Annotated in this window: 24 protein-coding genes; 18 read left to right on the top strand and 6 right to left on the bottom strand. The window is 63.0% G+C overall.

All coding sequences use genetic code 11. The features are described from left to right. The first annotated feature begins 9 nt into the window (after positions 1–9). The 4 genes from V5N12_RS04155 to npdG are packed head-to-tail and all read left to right on the top strand — an operon-like array spanning position 10 to position 2,245. Positions 10–417: a UPF0146 family protein gene (locus tag V5N12_RS04155; RefSeq protein WP_332897892.1), complete on the top strand. Its 408-nt coding sequence runs from the start codon at positions 10–12 to the stop codon at positions 415–417. Positions 418–435: 18 nt separating this feature from the next. Continuing rightward, the gene (locus V5N12_RS04150; RefSeq protein ID WP_332897891.1) at positions 436–1,302 is read left to right on the top strand and encodes a TIGR01548 family HAD-type hydrolase; all 867 of its coding nucleotides are present in this window, start codon (positions 436–438) and stop codon (positions 1,300–1,302) included. 25 nt (positions 1,303–1,327) lie between these two features. Further along, the gene (locus V5N12_RS04145; RefSeq protein WP_332897890.1) at positions 1,328–1,525 is read left to right on the top strand and encodes a DUF7534 family protein; all 198 of its coding nucleotides are present in this window, start codon (positions 1,328–1,330) and stop codon (positions 1,523–1,525) included. 51 nt (positions 1,526–1,576) lie between these two features. Then, on the top strand, positions 1,577–2,245 hold the full coding sequence (npdG, locus tag V5N12_RS04140; RefSeq protein WP_332897889.1) for an NADPH-dependent F420 reductase: 669 nt from the start codon (positions 1,577–1,579) through the stop codon (positions 2,243–2,245). A gap of 31 nt (positions 2,246–2,276) precedes the next feature. On the opposite strand, the gene trxA is transcribed toward npdG, so the two are convergent. Further along, a complete protein-coding gene (gene trxA / locus V5N12_RS04135) occupies positions 2,277–2,543 on the bottom strand; it encodes a thioredoxin (RefSeq protein ID WP_332897888.1) in 267 nt (88 codons plus the stop codon). A 115-nt stretch (positions 2,544–2,658) separates the two neighbouring features. On the opposite strand from trxA, the gene V5N12_RS04130 reads away from it, so the two are divergent. The 5 genes from V5N12_RS04130 (at position 2,659) to V5N12_RS04110 (ending at position 5,359) form a co-directional block, all read left to right on the top strand. Then, positions 2,659–2,817, top strand: coding sequence for a preprotein translocase subunit Sec61beta (locus V5N12_RS04130; RefSeq protein ID WP_332897887.1), 159 nt, complete (start codon positions 2,659–2,661; stop codon positions 2,815–2,817). 43 nt (positions 2,818–2,860) lie between these two features. Next, on the top strand, positions 2,861–3,448 hold the full coding sequence (gene pdxT, locus V5N12_RS04125) for a pyridoxal 5'-phosphate synthase glutaminase subunit PdxT (RefSeq protein ID WP_332897886.1): 588 nt from the start codon (positions 2,861–2,863) through the stop codon (positions 3,446–3,448). Between the two features lie 34 nt (positions 3,449–3,482). Beyond that, positions 3,483–3,929 (top strand): bifunctional nuclease family protein, encoded by a 447-nt coding sequence (locus V5N12_RS04120; protein ID WP_332897885.1) that lies wholly within the window; start codon positions 3,483–3,485, stop codon positions 3,927–3,929. Further along, on the top strand, positions 3,926–4,213 hold the full coding sequence (gene hisE, locus V5N12_RS04115; RefSeq protein ID WP_332897884.1) for a phosphoribosyl-ATP diphosphatase: 288 nt from the start codon (positions 3,926–3,928) through the stop codon (positions 4,211–4,213). The genes V5N12_RS04120 and hisE overlap by 4 nt, the downstream gene beginning before the upstream one ends. A gap of 189 nt (positions 4,214–4,402) precedes the next feature. Next, a complete protein-coding gene (locus V5N12_RS04110) occupies positions 4,403–5,359 on the top strand; it encodes an NOG1 family protein (protein WP_332897883.1) in 957 nt (318 codons plus the stop codon). Here the strand turns inward: V5N12_RS04110 and V5N12_RS04105 are convergent. Then, positions 5,356–6,066 (bottom strand): SIMPL domain-containing protein, encoded by a 711-nt coding sequence (locus V5N12_RS04105; RefSeq protein ID WP_332897882.1) that lies wholly within the window; start codon positions 6,064–6,066, stop codon positions 5,356–5,358. The genes V5N12_RS04110 and V5N12_RS04105 overlap by 4 nt on opposite strands. A 37-nt stretch (positions 6,067–6,103) precedes the next feature. Next, complete coding sequence (locus V5N12_RS04100; RefSeq protein ID WP_332897881.1) at positions 6,104–7,396, bottom strand: TIGR00341 family protein; 1,293 nt, start codon at positions 7,394–7,396, stop codon at positions 6,104–6,106. 68 nt (positions 7,397–7,464) lie between these two features. Here V5N12_RS04100 and engB point away from each other — a divergent pair, with 68 nt between their 5' ends. Further along, positions 7,465–8,091 carry a GTP-binding protein EngB gene (gene engB, locus V5N12_RS04095; protein WP_332897880.1) on the top strand — a complete coding sequence of 209 codons (627 nt, stop codon included), beginning with the start codon at positions 7,465–7,467 and terminating at the stop codon, positions 8,089–8,091. Between the two features lie 143 nt (positions 8,092–8,234). Here engB and V5N12_RS04090 read toward each other — a convergent pair whose 3' ends face one another. After that, complete coding sequence (locus V5N12_RS04090) at positions 8,235–9,077, bottom strand: translation initiation factor eIF-2B (protein WP_332897879.1); 843 nt, start codon at positions 9,075–9,077, stop codon at positions 8,235–8,237. A gap of 53 nt (positions 9,078–9,130) precedes the next feature. Between V5N12_RS04090 and V5N12_RS04085 the strand changes: the two genes are divergently transcribed. The 3 genes from V5N12_RS04085 to V5N12_RS04075 are packed head-to-tail and all read left to right on the top strand — an operon-like array spanning position 9,131 to position 11,384. Next, on the top strand, positions 9,131–9,628 hold the full coding sequence (locus V5N12_RS04085) for a metallophosphoesterase family protein (RefSeq protein WP_332897878.1): 498 nt from the start codon (positions 9,131–9,133) through the stop codon (positions 9,626–9,628). Between the two features lie 48 nt (positions 9,629–9,676). After that, the gene (locus V5N12_RS04080; RefSeq protein WP_332897877.1) at positions 9,677–10,432 is read left to right on the top strand and encodes a coenzyme F420-0:L-glutamate ligase; all 756 of its coding nucleotides are present in this window, start codon (positions 9,677–9,679) and stop codon (positions 10,430–10,432) included. Next, a complete protein-coding gene (locus tag V5N12_RS04075) occupies positions 10,419–11,384 on the top strand; it encodes a 5,10-methylenetetrahydromethanopterin reductase (RefSeq protein ID WP_332897876.1) in 966 nt (321 codons plus the stop codon). Before V5N12_RS04080 ends, V5N12_RS04075 begins: the two co-directional genes overlap by 14 nt. Here the strand turns inward: V5N12_RS04075 and V5N12_RS04070 are convergent. Next, entirely contained in the window at positions 11,353–11,571 is a 219-nt protein-coding gene (locus tag V5N12_RS04070; protein ID WP_332897875.1) for a hypothetical protein, read from the bottom strand. The genes V5N12_RS04075 and V5N12_RS04070 overlap by 32 nt on opposite strands. Positions 11,572–11,655: 84 nt before the next feature. Between V5N12_RS04070 and V5N12_RS04065 the strand changes: the two genes are divergently transcribed. The 5 genes from V5N12_RS04065 to yciH all read left to right on the top strand — a co-directional run bounded on the left by V5N12_RS04065 (position 11,656) and on the right by yciH (position 16,591). Further along, positions 11,656–11,874 carry a DUF7573 domain-containing protein gene (locus V5N12_RS04065; protein WP_332897874.1) on the top strand — a complete coding sequence of 73 codons (219 nt, stop codon included), beginning with the start codon at positions 11,656–11,658 and terminating at the stop codon, positions 11,872–11,874. Between the two features lie 152 nt (positions 11,875–12,026). Beyond that, positions 12,027–13,004 carry an AAA family ATPase gene (locus tag V5N12_RS04060; RefSeq protein ID WP_332897873.1) on the top strand — a complete coding sequence of 326 codons (978 nt, stop codon included), beginning with the start codon at positions 12,027–12,029 and terminating at the stop codon, positions 13,002–13,004. Further along, positions 13,001–14,008: a DUF58 domain-containing protein gene (locus tag V5N12_RS04055; protein WP_332897872.1), complete on the top strand. Its 1,008-nt coding sequence runs from the start codon at positions 13,001–13,003 to the stop codon at positions 14,006–14,008. Before V5N12_RS04060 ends, V5N12_RS04055 begins: the two co-directional genes overlap by 4 nt. Further along, complete coding sequence (locus V5N12_RS04050; protein WP_332897871.1) at positions 14,005–16,227, top strand: transglutaminase TgpA family protein; 2,223 nt, start codon at positions 14,005–14,007, stop codon at positions 16,225–16,227. The genes V5N12_RS04055 and V5N12_RS04050 overlap by 4 nt, the downstream gene beginning before the upstream one ends. A gap of 70 nt (positions 16,228–16,297) precedes the next feature. Further along, positions 16,298–16,591, top strand: coding sequence for a stress response translation initiation inhibitor YciH (yciH, locus tag V5N12_RS04045; RefSeq protein ID WP_276245642.1), 294 nt, complete (start codon positions 16,298–16,300; stop codon positions 16,589–16,591). Positions 16,592–16,664: 73 nt separating this feature from the next. On the opposite strand, the gene V5N12_RS04040 is transcribed toward yciH, so the two are convergent. Further along, positions 16,665–17,039: a rhodanese-like domain-containing protein gene (locus V5N12_RS04040; RefSeq protein WP_332897870.1), complete on the bottom strand. Its 375-nt coding sequence runs from the start codon at positions 17,037–17,039 to the stop codon at positions 16,665–16,667. Between the last annotated feature and the right edge of the window lie 164 nt (positions 17,040–17,203).

Here is a 17,203-nt window from a genome sequence, read left to right as displayed (position 1 = left end):
CACACCGACGTGGACAACTCGACCGAGGCACTCGTCTCCCGATTATCCCGCTACGACCGGTTGGTCGAGGTGGGAATCGGCCGCCGCACCGACGTTGCGGCGGGCCTCGTCGCCTCCGGCAAGGATGTGACGGCGGTAGATATCGATGACGTGCCAGTGCCGGACGGCGTGACGTTCGTACGAGATGATATTACCAACCCCGGCCTCGGCGTGTACGATACCGCAGAGTGCATCTACGCGCTCAACTGCCCACCCGACCTCCAAGGGGCGGTCGCGGAGGTCGCAAAGCGCGTCGGCGCTGACTTTTATTTCACGACCCTCGGCACCGACCCCGCAGTCATCCCTGCGAAACCTGAAATGCTTCCTGGGGACACCCTTTTTCGCGCGCTCGAACGCGGACGAACCCGTTATGACTGACCGGGCAAAGTGTGTTATATGCGCGTAGACACGGTCGTCCTCGACATCGACGGCGTGCTCGTTGACGTGGCCGACTCCTACCGACGGGCCATCGTAGAGAGCATCGAGACGGTGTACGGCGACACTATCGAGAAAGCAGGCATTCAACTGTTCAAGGACGCAGGCGGGTTCAACAACGACTGGCAACTCACCTACGCGGCGGCACTCTACATCCTCGCCCGCCACGAAGGCCTCGACTTGACGCTCGAAGAATACACCGACGCAATCGCCCGCGAAGGTGGGGGTCTCGGCGCGGCAAAACACGCCGTGCGAGTCATCCTCGATGAACCCGACGCCGTCTTCGACGAGTGGGAGCCAGAGCGTCTGCGCGACGTGTTCCAACAGCTCTATCTCGGAAGCGACCGCTATCGAGAACTCGAAGGCGCAGAGCCGACGATGGAGACGCGCGGGTTCATCAACGACGAACCGGTGCTTCTCGAACCCGAAACCATCGAAGCCCTGACCGAGCGCTTCGACGTGGCCGTGCTCACCGGCCGGCCCGAAGGCGAGGCGAAAATCGCCTTAGAGCGCGTCGGTCTTGACATCCCCGACAACCTGCGCTGGACGATGGACGACTGGGAAGCAGGCAAGCCAGACCCACGCGCCCTCATCCGACTGGCCGACCGAACCCGGGCGGCCCACGTCGCATTCGTCGGCGACACCTTAGACGACGTGAAGACCGCCCTGAATGCAGACCGCGGCGACGGCGCGCGCGTCTACTACGGGATTGGCGTCCTCACGGGCGGGCTTACCGGGGACGCAGGTCGCAAGAAATTCGCTGACGTGGGCGCAAGCGCCGTGCTCGAATCGGTCAACGAGCTACCGAACCTACTCCGCAAAAATTGATGTTTGGCTAACACGAAGTGAGAGCATGAATCGCTTCGTCAAATTCTTTCTCACCGCGTGGGTGCTCTCGTTTTTCACGGTTGGGCCAATGGCACTCCTCCTCCCGCCAGACCCGCTCACGCAACTCCCCTTCCTGCCATTTGCGTTTGGCCTTCCACTTGTTGCGGCCTACTGGCTCGTCTACCGCGACGGCTTTGCAACGGTTCGCGCGAAGTTTTCCTGAAACACCCTCCGCTCTCCAAACGTTTAATCGCCCAACACCCGAGGGTCAGCTATGCGAATTGCACTCCTTGGCGGAACCGGCGATATCGGTGAAGGCCTCGCCCTGCGCTGGGCGTACGACACGAACCACGAGGTCGTCATCGGGTCGCGCGACCCCGAACGCGCCCGTGGGAAGGCAGAAGAGTACATGACCGAACTCGACAGCCGCGGCCGCGACGTGAAGGTCACCGGCTTCACCAACCAGATGGCCGCAGACCGCGCCGACGTGGTCGTGCTTGCGGTTCCGGCGTACCACCTCGTCGACACCATCGAGTCGGTCGCAGACGGCTTAGACGAGAATACCGTCCTCGTGAGTCCCGCCGTCGGGATGAAGCGCGACGACGACGGCTTCCACTACAACGCACCGAGCGCTGGCAGCGTGACCCAGTTGGCCGCCGGTGCGGCCCCCGAGGGCACGCCGGTCGTCGGCGCGTTCCACAACCTGCCCGCCGCACGGCTCGCCAATCTGGATGCTGAATTGGATATCGACACGCTGCTCGTGGGTGACGACCCGGACGCAAAAGAGACGGTTCGGATGCTCTCAGACGGGATCGAGGGACTCCGGCCGGTCGATGCGGGCGGCCTCGCAAACGCGTCGGAAGTCGAAGCCATCACGCCGTTGCTCATCAACGTCGCCATGAACAACGACGGGATGCACGACCTCGGCGTTACGTTCCGCTAAACAGTCGGTGAAGTCGGAGAGAAGTCGGCGTTTATGCGCTCGCCTTTTCGAGGGCTTGTTCGATGTCTTCGCGCTGGGTGACACCGACGAAGCGTTCGACAACGCCGCCGTCGTTTTCGATGATGAGCGTCGGGAGCGAGCGAACCTGATACTCGTTTGCGATGTCCTGTTCTTCGTCTACGTTCACCTTCTCGAAGGAAACGTCGCCCCAGTCCTCTTCAAGCTCGTCGAGGATTGGGTCTTGGGTCTTGCACGGGCCACACCAGTCTGCGTAGAAATCCTTGAGCGTGACGGTCATAGGTAGGTCTATCCGAGGTTACTCAGCCTCGCGCATAAGGGTTTCCACTATCGCCAAACCCCGCTCACAACCGCCTGTCGAAACGTTTAGGGCACTCGCTCGTTTTGTGGTGAGTATGAGCAAAGGCCAGAACTCCGGCGGTCTCATGTCAAGCGCCGGTCTCGTGCGCTATTTCGACGCAGAAGACCGCAACGCCATCCGCATCGACCCGAAGACGGTCGTTGCCTTCGGCATCTTCTTCGGCATCATGATTCAGGTGCTGAACGCACTGTAAACGAAACCGGGTCTTTTTCGCCGCGTCTTTCCTACCGTGAGCTATGAGTCTGAAAGCCGGCGTCATCGCCGTGCAGGGCGACGTCAGCGAACATGCAGCGGCCATCGAAAAGGCCGCCCAGTCGCTCGGTGAGCGCGTCACCGCCGTCGAAATCCGCAAAGCGGGCATCGTCCCCAACTGTGATCTGCTACTCCTCCCGGGCGGGGAGTCGACCGCCATCTCGCGGCTGCTCAAAAAAGAGGGCATCGACGAGGAAATCAAGGCCCACGACGAGGCCGGAAAGCCGATTCTCGCCACCTGCGCCGGGCTTATCGTCGCCTCAAAAGATGCCCACGACGAGCGCGTGAAAACGCTCGATATCATCGACGTGACCGTCGAGCGCAACGCCTTTGGCCGCCAGAAAGACAGCTTCGAGGCGCCCCTCGACGTAACCGGCCTCGAAGAACCGTTCCCGGCCGTGTTCATCCGCGCGCCGCTCATCAGCGAGGTGGGCGACGGGGTCGAGATACTCGCCGCGTGGGACGGTCGCCCCGTCGCCATCCGCGACGGCAACGTCATCGCCACTTCGTTCCACCCCGAACTGACCGCCGACGCGCGCATTCACGGACTCGCCTTTTTCGACCGGCAGTGACACCCTTTTTACTCGCCCCCGCTTGGGTGTGGGTATGAACGCCAGTATCGAGGCCGTCCGCGTCGCCAACACGCCCGACGGCCCCGTGCCCGTGGTCTTACTCGCCGTGGAGGACGAAACCGACATCCTCCCCATCTTCATCGGCTTCGAGGAAGCGGCGAGCATCGCCCGCGGGATGGACGCAATCGACATCGGCCGCCCGCTCACCCACGACCTCATGTTAGACCTCGTCCAGGAACTCGGCGGCCACATCGACCACGTCGAAATCAGCACACTCGAAGACGAGACGTACATCGCAGACCTCTATCTCAACACCCCGCGCGACACCGCCGTCATCGACGCCCGCCCGAGCGACACCCTCGCGCTCGTCTCTCGCACGAACGCACCCATCCACATCTCAGACGCCGTGTTCGAAGACGGCCGCCGCCCGCTCGCAGACTTCGACGAACTGAGAGACATTCGTGAGGTTGGCCAACTATGAGCGACGACGTTATCGACGAGCTGTTCGACCTCATCGAATCGCGCAAAGAAGAGCTTCCCGAAGGGTCGTACACCACGTCACTGTTCACCCACGAAAAGGGCGAAAACGCCGTCCTCGAAAAACTGGGCGAGGAGGTCACCGAACTCATCCTCGCGGCGAAAGACGACGACCACGACGAACTGGCCCACGAAGCAGCGGATATCGTCTACCACATGCTGGTGCTCCTCTCGATGAAGGACATGGACCTCGAAGACCTGCGTGCGGAACTAGCCGACCGACGCTGAGCGAGCGAACTTTTATCAGCAAAGCCGCGGCCACCGCCCGTATGTCCTGACTGTAAACCGCGACGAGAACTGCGGGAGTCCGGCCACGCTCGTCGCGTAAACCACTGGCTGGCTGTTCGCCATGACACGGAGACACGCTCGGAAACGCCAACGAACGGGCTTTTATGTTCGGCTCGCATAGCGAGGCACATGATTTTCGAGGACCTCCCGACCACGCCGCGGTCGGACGAACTCATCGATAAGGCCTTCTCGCGGGCAGCGCGAGCGGGTCGTGCCAAGAAGGGCCTCGACGCCCAGCAGTCGATGCTGATGACGGCCGCCAACATTCTCTCTGACAATCTCCAGAACGTCGGCACGTCGTGGCCCGACTTCAATGACGTCGACCCCTTCTACTACGAGCTTGCAGACGCGCTCGTAGACGTAGACGAACTCAGAAAGAGCCTCTCCGAAGTGATGTGGGCCGGACGCAAGTGCGGCGACATCAGAAAGGAGTACCAGCGCCGCGTGAGCGGCGATGTTGACACCGCGCGCAAGGTGAGAAAACAGGCGTTCGCCCGTCTCGCAGACGTGACCGAAGAGGTTGACGACGACTTAAAACGGCTCAACGAAGCCCGCGACATCCTCCGCAAACTGCCGGACATCCGTCCCGAGGAGCCGACAATCGTCGTCGCAGGCTACCCAAACGTCGGCAAATCGTCGTTCGTAAACGCCGTGACCAACGCTCGCAACGCAACGGCCACCTACCCGTTCACGACGACGCAAGTCCACGTCGGGCACATCGAGCGCGACCGCATCCGCTATCAGATTGTGGACACCCCCGGTCTGCTCGACCGCCCCGCAGACGAACGCAACGACATCGAGGCCCAAGCCGTGAGCGCGCTCGAGCACCTCGCCGACGTGGTGCTCGTCTTCGTTGACGCGAGCGCCTCGTGTGGCTACCCGCTCGCAGACCAACTCGCCCTGCGCGATGCGCTCGTTGCGCAGTTCGACCAACAGCCGGTGCTCACCGTCGCCAACAAAATCGACCGCTCAGACGAGGTCGAAGCCGACTGCTACATGAGCGTCACCGAAAACGAAGGCGTCGAGGAAACGCTCGACGCGGCTGTCGAAGCCATCGGCTACGAACACGAGTTCACCATCCGCTAGGCAGTCGCGTTGTACACCACCGTTACCTGCGCCGTGACGGTCACTGGCCCGGGTTCGATGGTCGTCTCCGCGCTTGCGGCGACATCTCGGAACACCGGCCCGACCGAAAGTTCCCCCGTTTCTACCGACTGAACCCCGCTAATCGAGAGTGACGCGGCCGCGGCGAGCGTGTCCGCCTGGTTACGTGCATTCGCCATAGCGTCTTCGAGCGCCACAGCTCGCAGTTCGCGCGACCGGTCGGTCGAGAGCGTAAACTGGACACTTTGGACGTTCGTCGCCCCGTTCTCGATGGCCGTGTCGATAATTGCGCCAACCGACTCGGTGTCCGTGAGCGTGAGCCGGAACAGGTGCGTGGCGCGGAACATCCGCGAGTCGGTTTCGTCGGTTAGCCGTTCTTCACCGATAAAAAACGAGGCTGTCTGGAGTTGGTCGTCAGCTACGCCCGCGTCGCGGAGCGCGGTTCGCATCGTAGAGACGTTCGCAGCAACCTGCGTTCGAGCGTCGTCTGCGGATGCAGCGACCGCGCTGACGCCGAGCGTTACGACTGCCTGGTCTGGTTCGCCAGTGGCTTCGCCCACAGCCGAAATCTGAATCGTTCGCTGTCCGGTGGCAGAATCAGCGCCCGGTGAATCAATCGTCCCCAAACACCCTGCGAGCACCACAAACGCAGCGAGTGCGAGGGTGCGCGTAATGAATCGGTACCCCATACACCTCCTACGTCAGACAAGGAAAAATAGCGAGCGCTCAGCTGGCTTGGAGTTCGACGAACTGCACCTGTACGGTAACGTCGTAACCAAGATTCTCCGCGATTGCTGCGTGCAACGTCGTGGCGAGCGGTGGCTTTTCGGTATCCGGCGGGACACCGACAGACACGATGATATCAGATGGGCGCTGTGTGATGATGTTATCCGTGAACTCCACCTGCACGTCGAGCAGCGTCACCTGCTCGTAGCCGGGTGCTGAAAGCGTCTGTTCGATTTGGTTCTGGATGTCCTCTTCTGCAGTTGCGCTCGTGTACGACGCGTAGGTCACGCCGCCAAGGAACACAGAGAGGATGAGAATCGCACCGAAAAGGACGCCAATTCGCTTTATGGTCGTGGTGCGGGCCGCATCGAGTTTGAACCAGCGGTCTGGGCGATAGCCGGTGTACCAGAGCGTGGAGATTGCGGCGAGATTGATCGAGAGTGCGTTGACGAGCGCGAGGATACCAGAGCCGAGAACGACCATCGGAAGCCCCCACGCGATGCCGATGCCGACAGTGGCGGCGGGCGGGACGAGTGCCACGGCAATCATCACCCCGACGAGCGAGGCGGAGACGCCAGACGAGAGGCTGAACGCGCCCGCGATACCGGCACCGAGGGCGACGACGAGCGAGAGGAAATCGGGCGACAGGCGTTCGCTGACCTGCCCGATTTCGGTCGGGTCGATACCCGGTGGAATCAGGTGAATCGTCTTGATGAGAAAGGCAAACACCGCCGCCGATGAGATGGCGAACGCAAAGCCGATGAACTGCAACTTCACGCCGCGAAGGAACAGGTCGCTGTCGTCGATAACCGTCCCCACACTCGAAGCCATCGCCGGACCGATGAGTGGTGCAATGACCATCGACCCGACCACGACCGCTGGTGAGTCGAGCAAGAGTCCGGCGGTGGCGATGACCGCGCTCACCACCGTCATGGTGACGTAGATGACCATCGAGGGCGCGAGGTCTGTCGCGGTTGCGACCAACTCTTCGCGGGCGATTCGTTCGTTGCCCGCCTCGCTCTCGTCGTACTTTTCTTTGAGCGCCTCAAAACGCCGTGAGATGACGGTTTCTGCGTCAATGACGACGGTGTAGGCGTGCTCTTCAACGCCGACTTCACGGAGGCGAGAGAGGACGTGTTCAACTGCGTTCGTTGGGAGGGGAAACGACACAACACCGGTGAACTCCCGGCCGCTCGTCTCGTCGGTGAGGACGTAGTCGATACCTTCGTCGTCCAAGGTATCGAGAATCGCCTCACGTTTGCCCGCCGGGATGGTGACCTGTACGAGTCGCACACCGAATCGACGGGGGCGGGTGAAAAATAACCCGCGGTGGTTTTCAAGCCTGAGCGAAAAGAGCACGTATGTTCCAAAATCGCCCCGACCGCGACACCGAAATCGTCCTCGTCGGGCGGTCAAACGTCGGGAAATCGACGCTTATGCGCCTACTCACCGGCCACAAGAAGTTCAATACGGGCAAGAAACCGGGCGTGACCCGGCAACCGAACCACTTCGACTGGGCACCGGAGAGTTTCATGATAACCGACCTCCCCGGCTTCGGATTCATGTCCGGCGTGGATGAAGACCACCGCGAGGAGATCAAGACCAACATCGTTCACTATATCGAGGAAAACGCGGACAACATCATGCTCGGCGTCCTCGTCGTGGACGGAAAGAGTGTCATCGACATCATCGACCGCCACACCACAGACGAGACGATTCCCCACGACGTGGAGATGTTCTACTTCCTCAGAGAACTCGGGATTCCCGTCGTCGTCGCCGTCAACAAGATGGACAAGGTGGACGACAAAGACGAGCGCCTGAACGACCTCGCAGACCGGCTCGGCCTCGCCCCGCCGTGGAAGCAGTGGCAAGACGTTATCTGCCCGATTACCGCCAAACGCGGCAACATCGACACGTTGAACGAGGCGCTTCGAGAGCACGCCCACGCGAACAAGCGCGACGACCTACTCAAATTCTTTACGTCGTAAGTTCGACGCGCCTGTGGGTACGCGCCGCTCACAACGGTTGAGAGTGGGCGGCTCAGAATGTGAGCGTCGTCACAAGGGGCTCAGAGGGGGTAACTGTCGTCACCGCCGCCCAGTGAGACGTATCGGATGGAGGGATTTGACGCTTACCAATCAGCGAGTCCGCGCAGTTCCGTAGACACGGTCGCCACGTCACCCGTGTCGAACAGTCCCGCCTCGGTCGCAATCCCCGTCACGAGGTCGGGTGGCGTGCGGTCGAAGGTAGGATTTGACACGCCGAGGGTTGCGTCGCCGTCGTACAGTTCGTCCGCGTCTCGTGGCTCGGGGTCGTAGCCGTCTCGCGGACTCACCTTGTCGAGCGAGCAGACGGCGTAGAAGGGGATTCCGAGCGTGTTGGCGGCGCTCGCCGCGACGCGCGTTCCGACCTTGTTCACGACGCTGCCATCTGCGAGAATCGTGTCCGCGCCGACGACGACACACGCCACGTCGAAGTCCGCGAGTGCTTGGGCGATACCCGCATCCGAGACGAGCGTCGTTTTGGTCGCCGAGGCAAGCCTCTCTGCGACCCGGACGCCTTCGCCGCCGGGGTTCGAGACGGCGACGATGACGTGGGCAGGCGTCGCGTGGTTGAGGGCGGTGAGCACCGTCCCGGAGCGCGATAGCGTGAACACGGTTTTCCCAGAAAGGCAGTCAAGTTCGGTTGCTGCCGCATTGTCTGCGTGTTCTGCGCGCGTTCGAACGGCGCGAGCCTCGGCGGCCACCGCCTCTGACGTGTGGGCGGCGGCGTGCAGCACGCGGTTGATGCGGTTTTCGATGACCACCATGCTCGGCCGGGCGGCGACGAGGTCGCGGGCGAGGGCGGCCACTTCCTCCCAGTCGTCAGCCGCTTTCGCGCCCTCGTGGAGGACGTCGAGTGCCCACAGCGAGAGCTGTGCCGAGCCGTGATCGCGGTCGTCGCGGATGGTTTCGACCGACAGGTCTCGGTCCATACACCTCCTTCGTCCGGCGAACATTTAGAAGGGCGGGCGGTGAATCTCCGCGTATGCCACGCGTGGCACTCATCGCAGACACGCACATTCCCTCCCGAAAAGAGACCATCCCCGAGTGGGTGGTAGCCGAAATCAAATCAGCCGAGTACACCATTCACGCGGGCGATTTCGACTCGGTTGACGCCTTCGAGCGCGTCAAAGAGATTGCCGGCGAATCGTTCACGGCGTGTCTCGGAAACATGGACGCAGACGACCTCGACTTGCCGGAGGTTGCCACCCTCGACGTGGGCGAGGTTCGCTTCGTCGTCACCCACGGCACCGGCGACCTCGACACCTACAAAGAGCGAGTGGCTGGTATTGTCGCTGACCACGCGGCGGGGACGACAATCGGCGTCTCCGGGCACACCCATCAGGTGCTCGACGAAGTGGTAGACGGCGTACGTCTGTTGAATCCGGGCAGTGCAACTGGCGCAGCCCCCGCGCTCACCACGACCATGCTCGTTGTGGATGTCGACGGCGACGCCATCTCCGTCTCGCGCATCGACGGGTAGCTTGCACCTATCGGGTCGCTTTTTAGGTGACGACAGCGACCAACACCTATGGAACTGTTCTCGGTGCCCGACCTCCCCGAGGTGCGTCCGGGCGACGACATCGCCGCGCTCATCGCAGAACGCGTCTCGCTCGACCCCGACGACGTCGTGGTGATTGCGAGCACCATCATTTCGAAGGCGGAGGGCAGACAGGCCAATCTTGCTGAGTTCCCGGCCGGTCCCCGTGCCCGCGAAATTGCGGCGACTCTCGAAGCGATTACCGGCGAGGAAAAAGACCCGCGCTTCGCCCAAGCCGTGCTCGAAGAATCGACGGACATCGTGATGGACGCGCCCTTCTTACTTACGGAAACCCGCTTTGGCCACGTCGGCGTGAACGCGGGTATCGACCGCTCAAACGTCCCCGACGCAGAGCTGCTTCTCCTGCCGAAACGCCCGAGCGAGAGCGCCGAGCGGATTCACGACAAACTCGGCGTCCCCGTCGTCGTGACCGACACCTGCGGGCGACCGTTTCGCCACGGCCAACGCGCGGTGGCGATTGGGTGGGCGGGCATGCCCGCAAGCCGCGACTGGCGCGGCGAGAGCGACAGAGACGGCCGCGAACTCGGCGTCACCGTCCAGTGTGTCGTCGACGAACTGGCGGGCGCGGCGAACCTCGTCTCGGGCGAAGGCGACGGTGGAACGCCCGTGACCATCGTCCGCGACTGGGAGTTCGGTGACCACGGCGGCAGCGAGAACCTGTATCGGTCTGTCGAGACGGATTTCGTCCGCCAAGCACTCAGAGGGTGGTCGTATGAACGGAATTGAGCTAACCCCGGAACACCCCGTTTCGGAGCTTGCGGAGTACGGAACGTTGGCGGAAGCGGCTGGGTTCGACACCGGATTCGTCTCCGCCCACTACAACAACCGCGACCCGTTCATCGCACTCGACCGCATCGGACAGGCGACGACCGACCTGCGCGTCGGCCCTGGCGTCGTCAATCCCTACGAAACCCACCCCGTCGCGCTCGCCTCGCGGATGGCGACGCTCGACGAATCGACGGACGGCCGCGCGGTGTTCGGGCTGGGCGCGGGCGATCGCTCGACGCTCACGAATTTGGGCTACGACCGCGACCGGCCCCTCCGGCGGGTGCTCGAAACGATGAAAGTCGCCCAACGGCTGTGGGCGGGCGAGCGCGTCACCCACGATGGGACGTTTACGGCGACCGATGCGGGCCTCAACTACGACGCGGGCGAGATTCCCGTTTACATTGGCGCACAGGGGCCACACATGCTCAAAATGAGCGCGAAACACGCAGACGGTGTGCTGATAAACGCCTCACACCCGGCCGATGTCGAGTGGGCTGCCGGGAAGATTGAGGACGGATTGGCAATGCGCCCGGCCGACCGTGGCGCGTTCGATGCTGCGGCCTACGCGAGCGTGAGCATCGCAGAAGACGGAGAGACGGCGCGCGAGGCTGCCCGACCGCCGGTCGCGTTCATCGCGGGCGGGGCCGCACCGCCGGTGTTGGAACGCCACGGCATCGACCCCGACGCAGCGGCACAGATTGGTGAACAGATTGGCGCCGGCAAATTCACCGCGGCGTTCGGTGCGGTCACCGACGACATGATAGACGCCTTCTGTATCGCGGGGACGCCCGACGAAGTGGCGGAAAAGGTGGACGGCGTCCTCGCGCACGTCGATAGCATCGTGATGGGGTCGCCGCTTGGCCCAGATATCGAGACGGCTATTGCCCTTGCTGGGGCGGTCCTTGAGTGACGTCACCGACCATCGCGTCGCCCACCGCACCGAGGCCGAGGTAGAGCAGAGCGAGCATCGAGACGCCCGTAAGGAGCGCGCCCATCGTGAGCAAGAGCGCAGAGAGTGGGTCGCTCAGGGCGACGTCAGTAAAGCGCATCGTGAGTTCGACGGCGTTGTTCAGGAGTTCCAAAGCGATGTTTGCCATAGTCGTGGGATTGTACTGCGGGTATTTGATTGCTACTGTCCGACACGGCAGACGGTATAAGTCCGTCGCGCCGAGAGAGTAGGTATGAGCGAGGATTCGACGCTCGATGCGTTCGCCGGGGGCGAGGCGGCAGAAGAAGAGGCGGACGCGGCCCCGGAACCGAGTGCGAACGAGATTGCGCCCGCCACTTCGACCTACGCGTGGTCGCCGGCTGGTGCCGCCTGCGAGGCGTGCGGAGAAGTCGTCGAGCGCCGGTGGCGCGACGGCGACGAGTTAGTCTGTGAATCGTGTAAATCGTGGTAGTTGACGGGTTGAGTGCCCAGTAACGTTAGATATTCTGGGGCTCTATAACGGGCGAAGAGGTGCACACTCTCGTTGGGTATATGACAGAAAGCATTTGTAACCAGCCTCCGGAGTGTCAGACAACCTCATTGTAGAGCGTGACTACCCCTCCCATGACAGACGCCGACATCACTAGCGCCGAACCGAGTGCGGCAACTACTGCGTTGTCCATCGACGACGCGGGCGCACTCGCAGAGGACATTATCGAGAACGTAGAACAGGTAATCGTCGGAAATCACGGCACCGTCGAGCAAATCGTCACCGCCATCTTAGCACGCGGGCACATCCTCTTAGAGGACGTTCCCGGCGTCGGGAAGACGATGCTCTCGCGCGCCGTTGCCCGCTCGGTCGATTGCTCGTTTAAGCGCGTCCAGTTCACTCCCGATTTGCTCCCCTCTGACGTAACCGGCGTCAACGTCTTCAACCAGCAAACCCGGGAGTTCGAGTTTCGCCCCGGCCCGATTTTTGCAAACTTCGTCCTCGGCGACGAAATCAACCGTGCACCGCCGAAAACCCAGAGTTCGCTGTTAGAGGCGATGGAAGAAGAACAGGTGACGGTCGATGGCGACACCCACCGTGTCCCGCTGCCCTTCACCATCATCGCGACCCAGAACTCCGTCGAGCGAAATCGCACCTACGAACTCCCGATGGCCGAAGTCGACCGCTTCATGAAGAAACTCCACCTCGGCTACCCCGACGAGGACGCAGAGAGCGAGATGCTCCTGCGCGTGGTTGGCCATCACCCAATCGAGGAACTCCAGCCGGTTGCGAGCGCAGCAGCCCTCCAATCGGCCCGCGAAACTGTCTCACAGGTGTCCATTGAGGAGCCGATTCGCCGCTACGTCACCCAGATTGCGGGCTACACCCGCGAAAACGCCGTCCTCGGCGTGAGTCCGCGCGGCTCCATCTCGCTGCTGCGCGCCGCCCAAGCCCGTGCGGTCATCGACGGCCGCGACTACGTCATCCCCGACGACGTCCAACAGGAGGCCGTGTCGGTGCTCGCCCACCGCATCCAACTCGGCGCGGACACGGCTGGCGTGACCAAGCGCGAACTCATCGAGGACGCGCTCGAAGCCGTTTCGGTTCCATGAGCATCACCCGCCGGGGCATCGTGGTGGTGGTCGCCATTGCACTCGCACTCGCCATGTCGTATCAGTTCGGCGGGCGAGCGCTGAACGCCATCGTCGTTCCCGCTGCCATCGCGCTCGTCGCGGGAGCCATCCAGAGTACGCGCCTCTCGAAGCCGGACGTGAAACGAAGCCAGCCAGCGCCCGGCTTCCCGGGCGAGACACGAACGGTCTCGCTCACCGTCGAAGGCACGAACACCGCGAGCGCGAGCATCACCGACGCCGTTGGCGACGGGCTGTCTGCGACGAAGACACACTTCGAGGCTTCCGTCCCCGGCACCATCACCTACGACATCGAGTACGACCGGCGGGGCGAACACGAACTCGGCCCGGTCACCGTTTCGGTGCGAGACATGTTCGGCCTGTTCGAGCGCACCTTCTCGTACCCGCTCATCACGCGGACGCTCGTCTATCCGCGACTCGAAGACCTCTCAGACGACGCACGCCACACGCTGAATCTGCTCTTTGACGAGGCAGCCGTCATCTCGCGCCAAGAGTTCGACAGCCTGCGCGAGTACGTCCCCGGCGACCCGCTGCGCGACATCCACTGGAAGACGAGCGCGAAACGCGATGGCGACCTGCTCGTCGCGGAGTTCATCGGTGAGGCAGAAGAAGACGGCCTCTCCATCGTCGCAGAGGGCGACGCCGGGCGCGCAGACGAGATGGCCTGTGCCGCCGCGAGCGTCGCGGCCTACGTCCTCGATTCGGGACTTTCCTGCGACGTGACCGCTCCCGGTGGCCACGTCACCCGCGCCCGCGGTGATAGCCAACGAAACCGTGTCCTCACGCTGTTCGCCCAGACGCCCGCCGGCGGGGTCGCAACCGCCCGCCGTGAGGCTGCTGATGTGCTCGTTTCTGCGACGGGCGACGGCCCGACGACCCTCTCACTGCGCGACCGTGAACTGACCTTTAGCGACCTGACTCGCCGGGCTGCGGTGGCCGCAGACGGCGGGAGCCCTGAGTCATGAGTACTGAAACCCCCTCCTTTGTCGACCGCACCGACTTCGGCCTGCGCGACCCGCTTCGCGTCCTCTCGCTCGTCGCCGCCGCCATCCTGACCATCTCCTACGTGAACGTGCTGTACGAGGTGACGACCATCGTCGGTGGCTCTACCGACCTCCTCGTACTCGTCGCCGGGACGCTCCTCGTGAGCACGCTACTCGCGCGCTATCTCTCCTCGTGGGTTGCCCTCCTGCTCGCCGCCATCATGCTCGGCGGCGGCATGTGGGTCTACCTCCAGTCGATTCCCGACGGCTTTGCCCTGCTCCTCCAGACCGAGCGCGTCCTGAGCGACGTGACCGCGCTCATGACCGGCCTGTCGATTCTTCGGGTGACGAAAGCCAGCGTCTGGGCGATGGCGATTGCACCCGGGCCGGTGTTCCTCTCGTGGTATTTCGTCATGCAGCGACGCTACGCCCTCGGTGCGCTCGTCGGCGCGATTCCCCTCGGCTTGTTCGTCCTCACGGGCGACGCCGACATGCTGCTCACCGCGATGGGCGTGACCGCCGCCGCCGCACTCGTCGGGTTTGGCGAACTCGAACGCTTTGGCGCGAGGCTCGGACAGGCAGACCTGTTGACCGTCGTGCTCGCGACGATGGTCGTGCTCTCGCTCACCATCAGCGTCGTGCCCGGCGGCGCGTCGAACCCGCTGTTCCCGGGCCACTCAGGCGGCGACACCATCGAATCGAACCTGCTCACCGCAGACGAGGAGGTCGCCGTCCTCGGGAGCATCAGCCTCTCACCGGAGGTGCGCTTTAGCGTGACCGCAGACCGCTCACAGTACTGGAAAGTTGGGAGCTACGACCGCTACACCGGCGGCGGCTGGGTGCGAACCGGCGAAAGCACGCTGTATACGAGTTCGCTCGCCGCGCCGGAGGGTGATTCGCGGCGACTCGTCCAGACGTTCGAGATAGAGACCAGTCGGATGGACACGATGCCCTCGGCGTGGAAACCGGTGAGCGTCCGCGGGACGCAATCAGACCGGACGCGGGTGACCCAACACGAGGGTATCCAGCCGCTTGGCTCACTCCGCGAAGGCGACCGCTACACCGTGTTGAGCCGGGTGCCCCAGACCCACCCCGACCAACTGCGTTCGGCAGGGGCGGACTACCCAGAATACATCGAAGACCGCTATCTCCAACTCCCCGAATCGACGCCCGACCGCGTGGGTGAGTTCACCTCGCAAATCACGGCCAACGCCGAGAACCCCTACGACACCGCGCGCGTCATTGAGGTATATCTCGAATCGAACAAAGCGTACTCCTTAGACGTCGAACGGCCGGATGGCGACATCGCAGACTCGTTCCTCTTCGAGATGGACCGCGGCTACTGCACCTACTACGCGACGACGATGGTGACGATGCTCCGCACCCAAGGCATCCCGGCGCGCCTCGCGGTTGGTTACACGCCCGGCGAACAGGTCGCAGACGACAAGTGGGTCGTCCGCGGCTTAGACGCCCACGCGTGGGTGGAAGTGTACTTCCCCGAGACCGGCTGGGTGCAGTTCGACCCGACGCCCGCAGGCCCGCGCGAAAACGTAGAAACCCAACGCCTGACCCAAGCGCGAGCGGCCGGTGAGGAGAACGTCGATACGAACGAAACCGACGCGACGACCACCACCGAGACGCCGGACACGAGCACGAACACGAGTTCGAACAACACCGTCTCCGGCCCCGACGACGACCGCCTCTCCGAGATTCTCGGCGGCGACCCCGGCTCACAGGGCACCTCGAACACGAGTACGCCACCACCCGGTCCCGATGGAGCCGCGCCTGAAGATGGGGGTGGTGGCATCCCGATTCCGAGCCGCGAACAGACCGCCGTTGGGCTGGTCGCGCTCGTCGGGATGGCCGCGGGTGCCCACCGCACGGGAGCGTCGAAGCGCGCCTATCGCGCCCTCTGGCTGCGCTGGCCACAGTCTGGCACGCCAAAAGAGGATGCCACACGCGCGTTCGCCCGCCTCGAATACCTGCTCTCGCGTCATCACGGACCGCGTCGACCGGGCGAGACGCCCCGGCAGTATCTGGCGAGAGTGGACGCAGACGGCGATGCGCGGCGAGTCGGCGCAATCTACGAGCGAGCGACGTACGCCGGTCGCGTGACCCGCGAGGAGGCAGACGAAGCGCTCTCGCTCGTGACCGATAAAGTCCGGGACGCAACCCCGTTGGTGCGGCGGCTGGGTCGGTAGCGTCTCACGAATTTCTAAAAACACAACACCCGACAGCGTTTAGTAGGTCCCTTTCGTATCTCGGGTCGTAATGTCGGAAGTGTGCTCGACGTGTGGATTGCCCGAGGAACTCTGCGTCTGTGAGGACGTAGCTCGGGAATCACAGCAGATTAACATCCGCATCGACGAGCGTCGCTATGGGAAGGAGGTAACGATCATTGAAGGTCTCGATCCAAAGGACGTGGACATGGATAGTCTCTCGTCTGACCTGAAATCGAAGTTCGCCTGCGGTGGCACCGTCGAAGACGGCTCCATCGAACTCCAGGGGAACCACACGGGCCGCGTAGAGGACTTCCTGCGCGATAAGGGCTTCAACGTCGCCTGACCTTCAACTGAATCGTCACCTTCGGCCTTCGGGCCACACACTTACTTTCTACGAAAACAGAGCGCCAGCGGTGCTAAAACGGTGCGCCCGGGCCTTCGTTGGACTGCTCTGCTTCGAGCCCGCCGGTTGCAAAGTCGTACTCCCACGCATCCAGCCCGCCAGCGAGGCTCTCGACGCGGGCGTGAGACGTGCCTTCGTACGACGAGATGAGCCGCACCGCCTGTAAACTGGAGACGCCGTGCGGGCAGACGGTCACGATGTGGTCTGCGTCTGTGAGCGTCGGAATCTTGGTTACGAGGCTGTGAAACGGGATGTTCTCGCTGCCGGGGATGTGGCCCCGGGCGAACGCCCCGGGCGAACGAATGTCGATGATACGCACGTCTGCGCCCTCATCGAGCAGCGCTTTGACCTCGTCCGGCGCGATTTCGTCGTCCCTGCGGTCGGTCATATAGCTGTGTTATTGGGTGGGTGAGGATAAGCATCTGGGTTAGAATAGGGATTAGAACGTTTCGCGTGTCGAGGATGGCAGTGCCATGACCTCGAAAGCCCCTGCGCTCTGACCGGCTGCGACTCGCTGCGCTCCTCTCTTCGCTGCGGTGCTTACATCGTCTC

The organism is Haladaptatus sp. CMSO5 (assembly GCF_036689885.1).
GTDB lineage: Archaea > Halobacteriota > Halobacteria > Halobacteriales > Halococcaceae > QDMS2.
The sequence above is the reverse complement of the archived record's forward strand: the minus strand, read 5'-3'. Positions and strand labels throughout refer to the sequence as shown.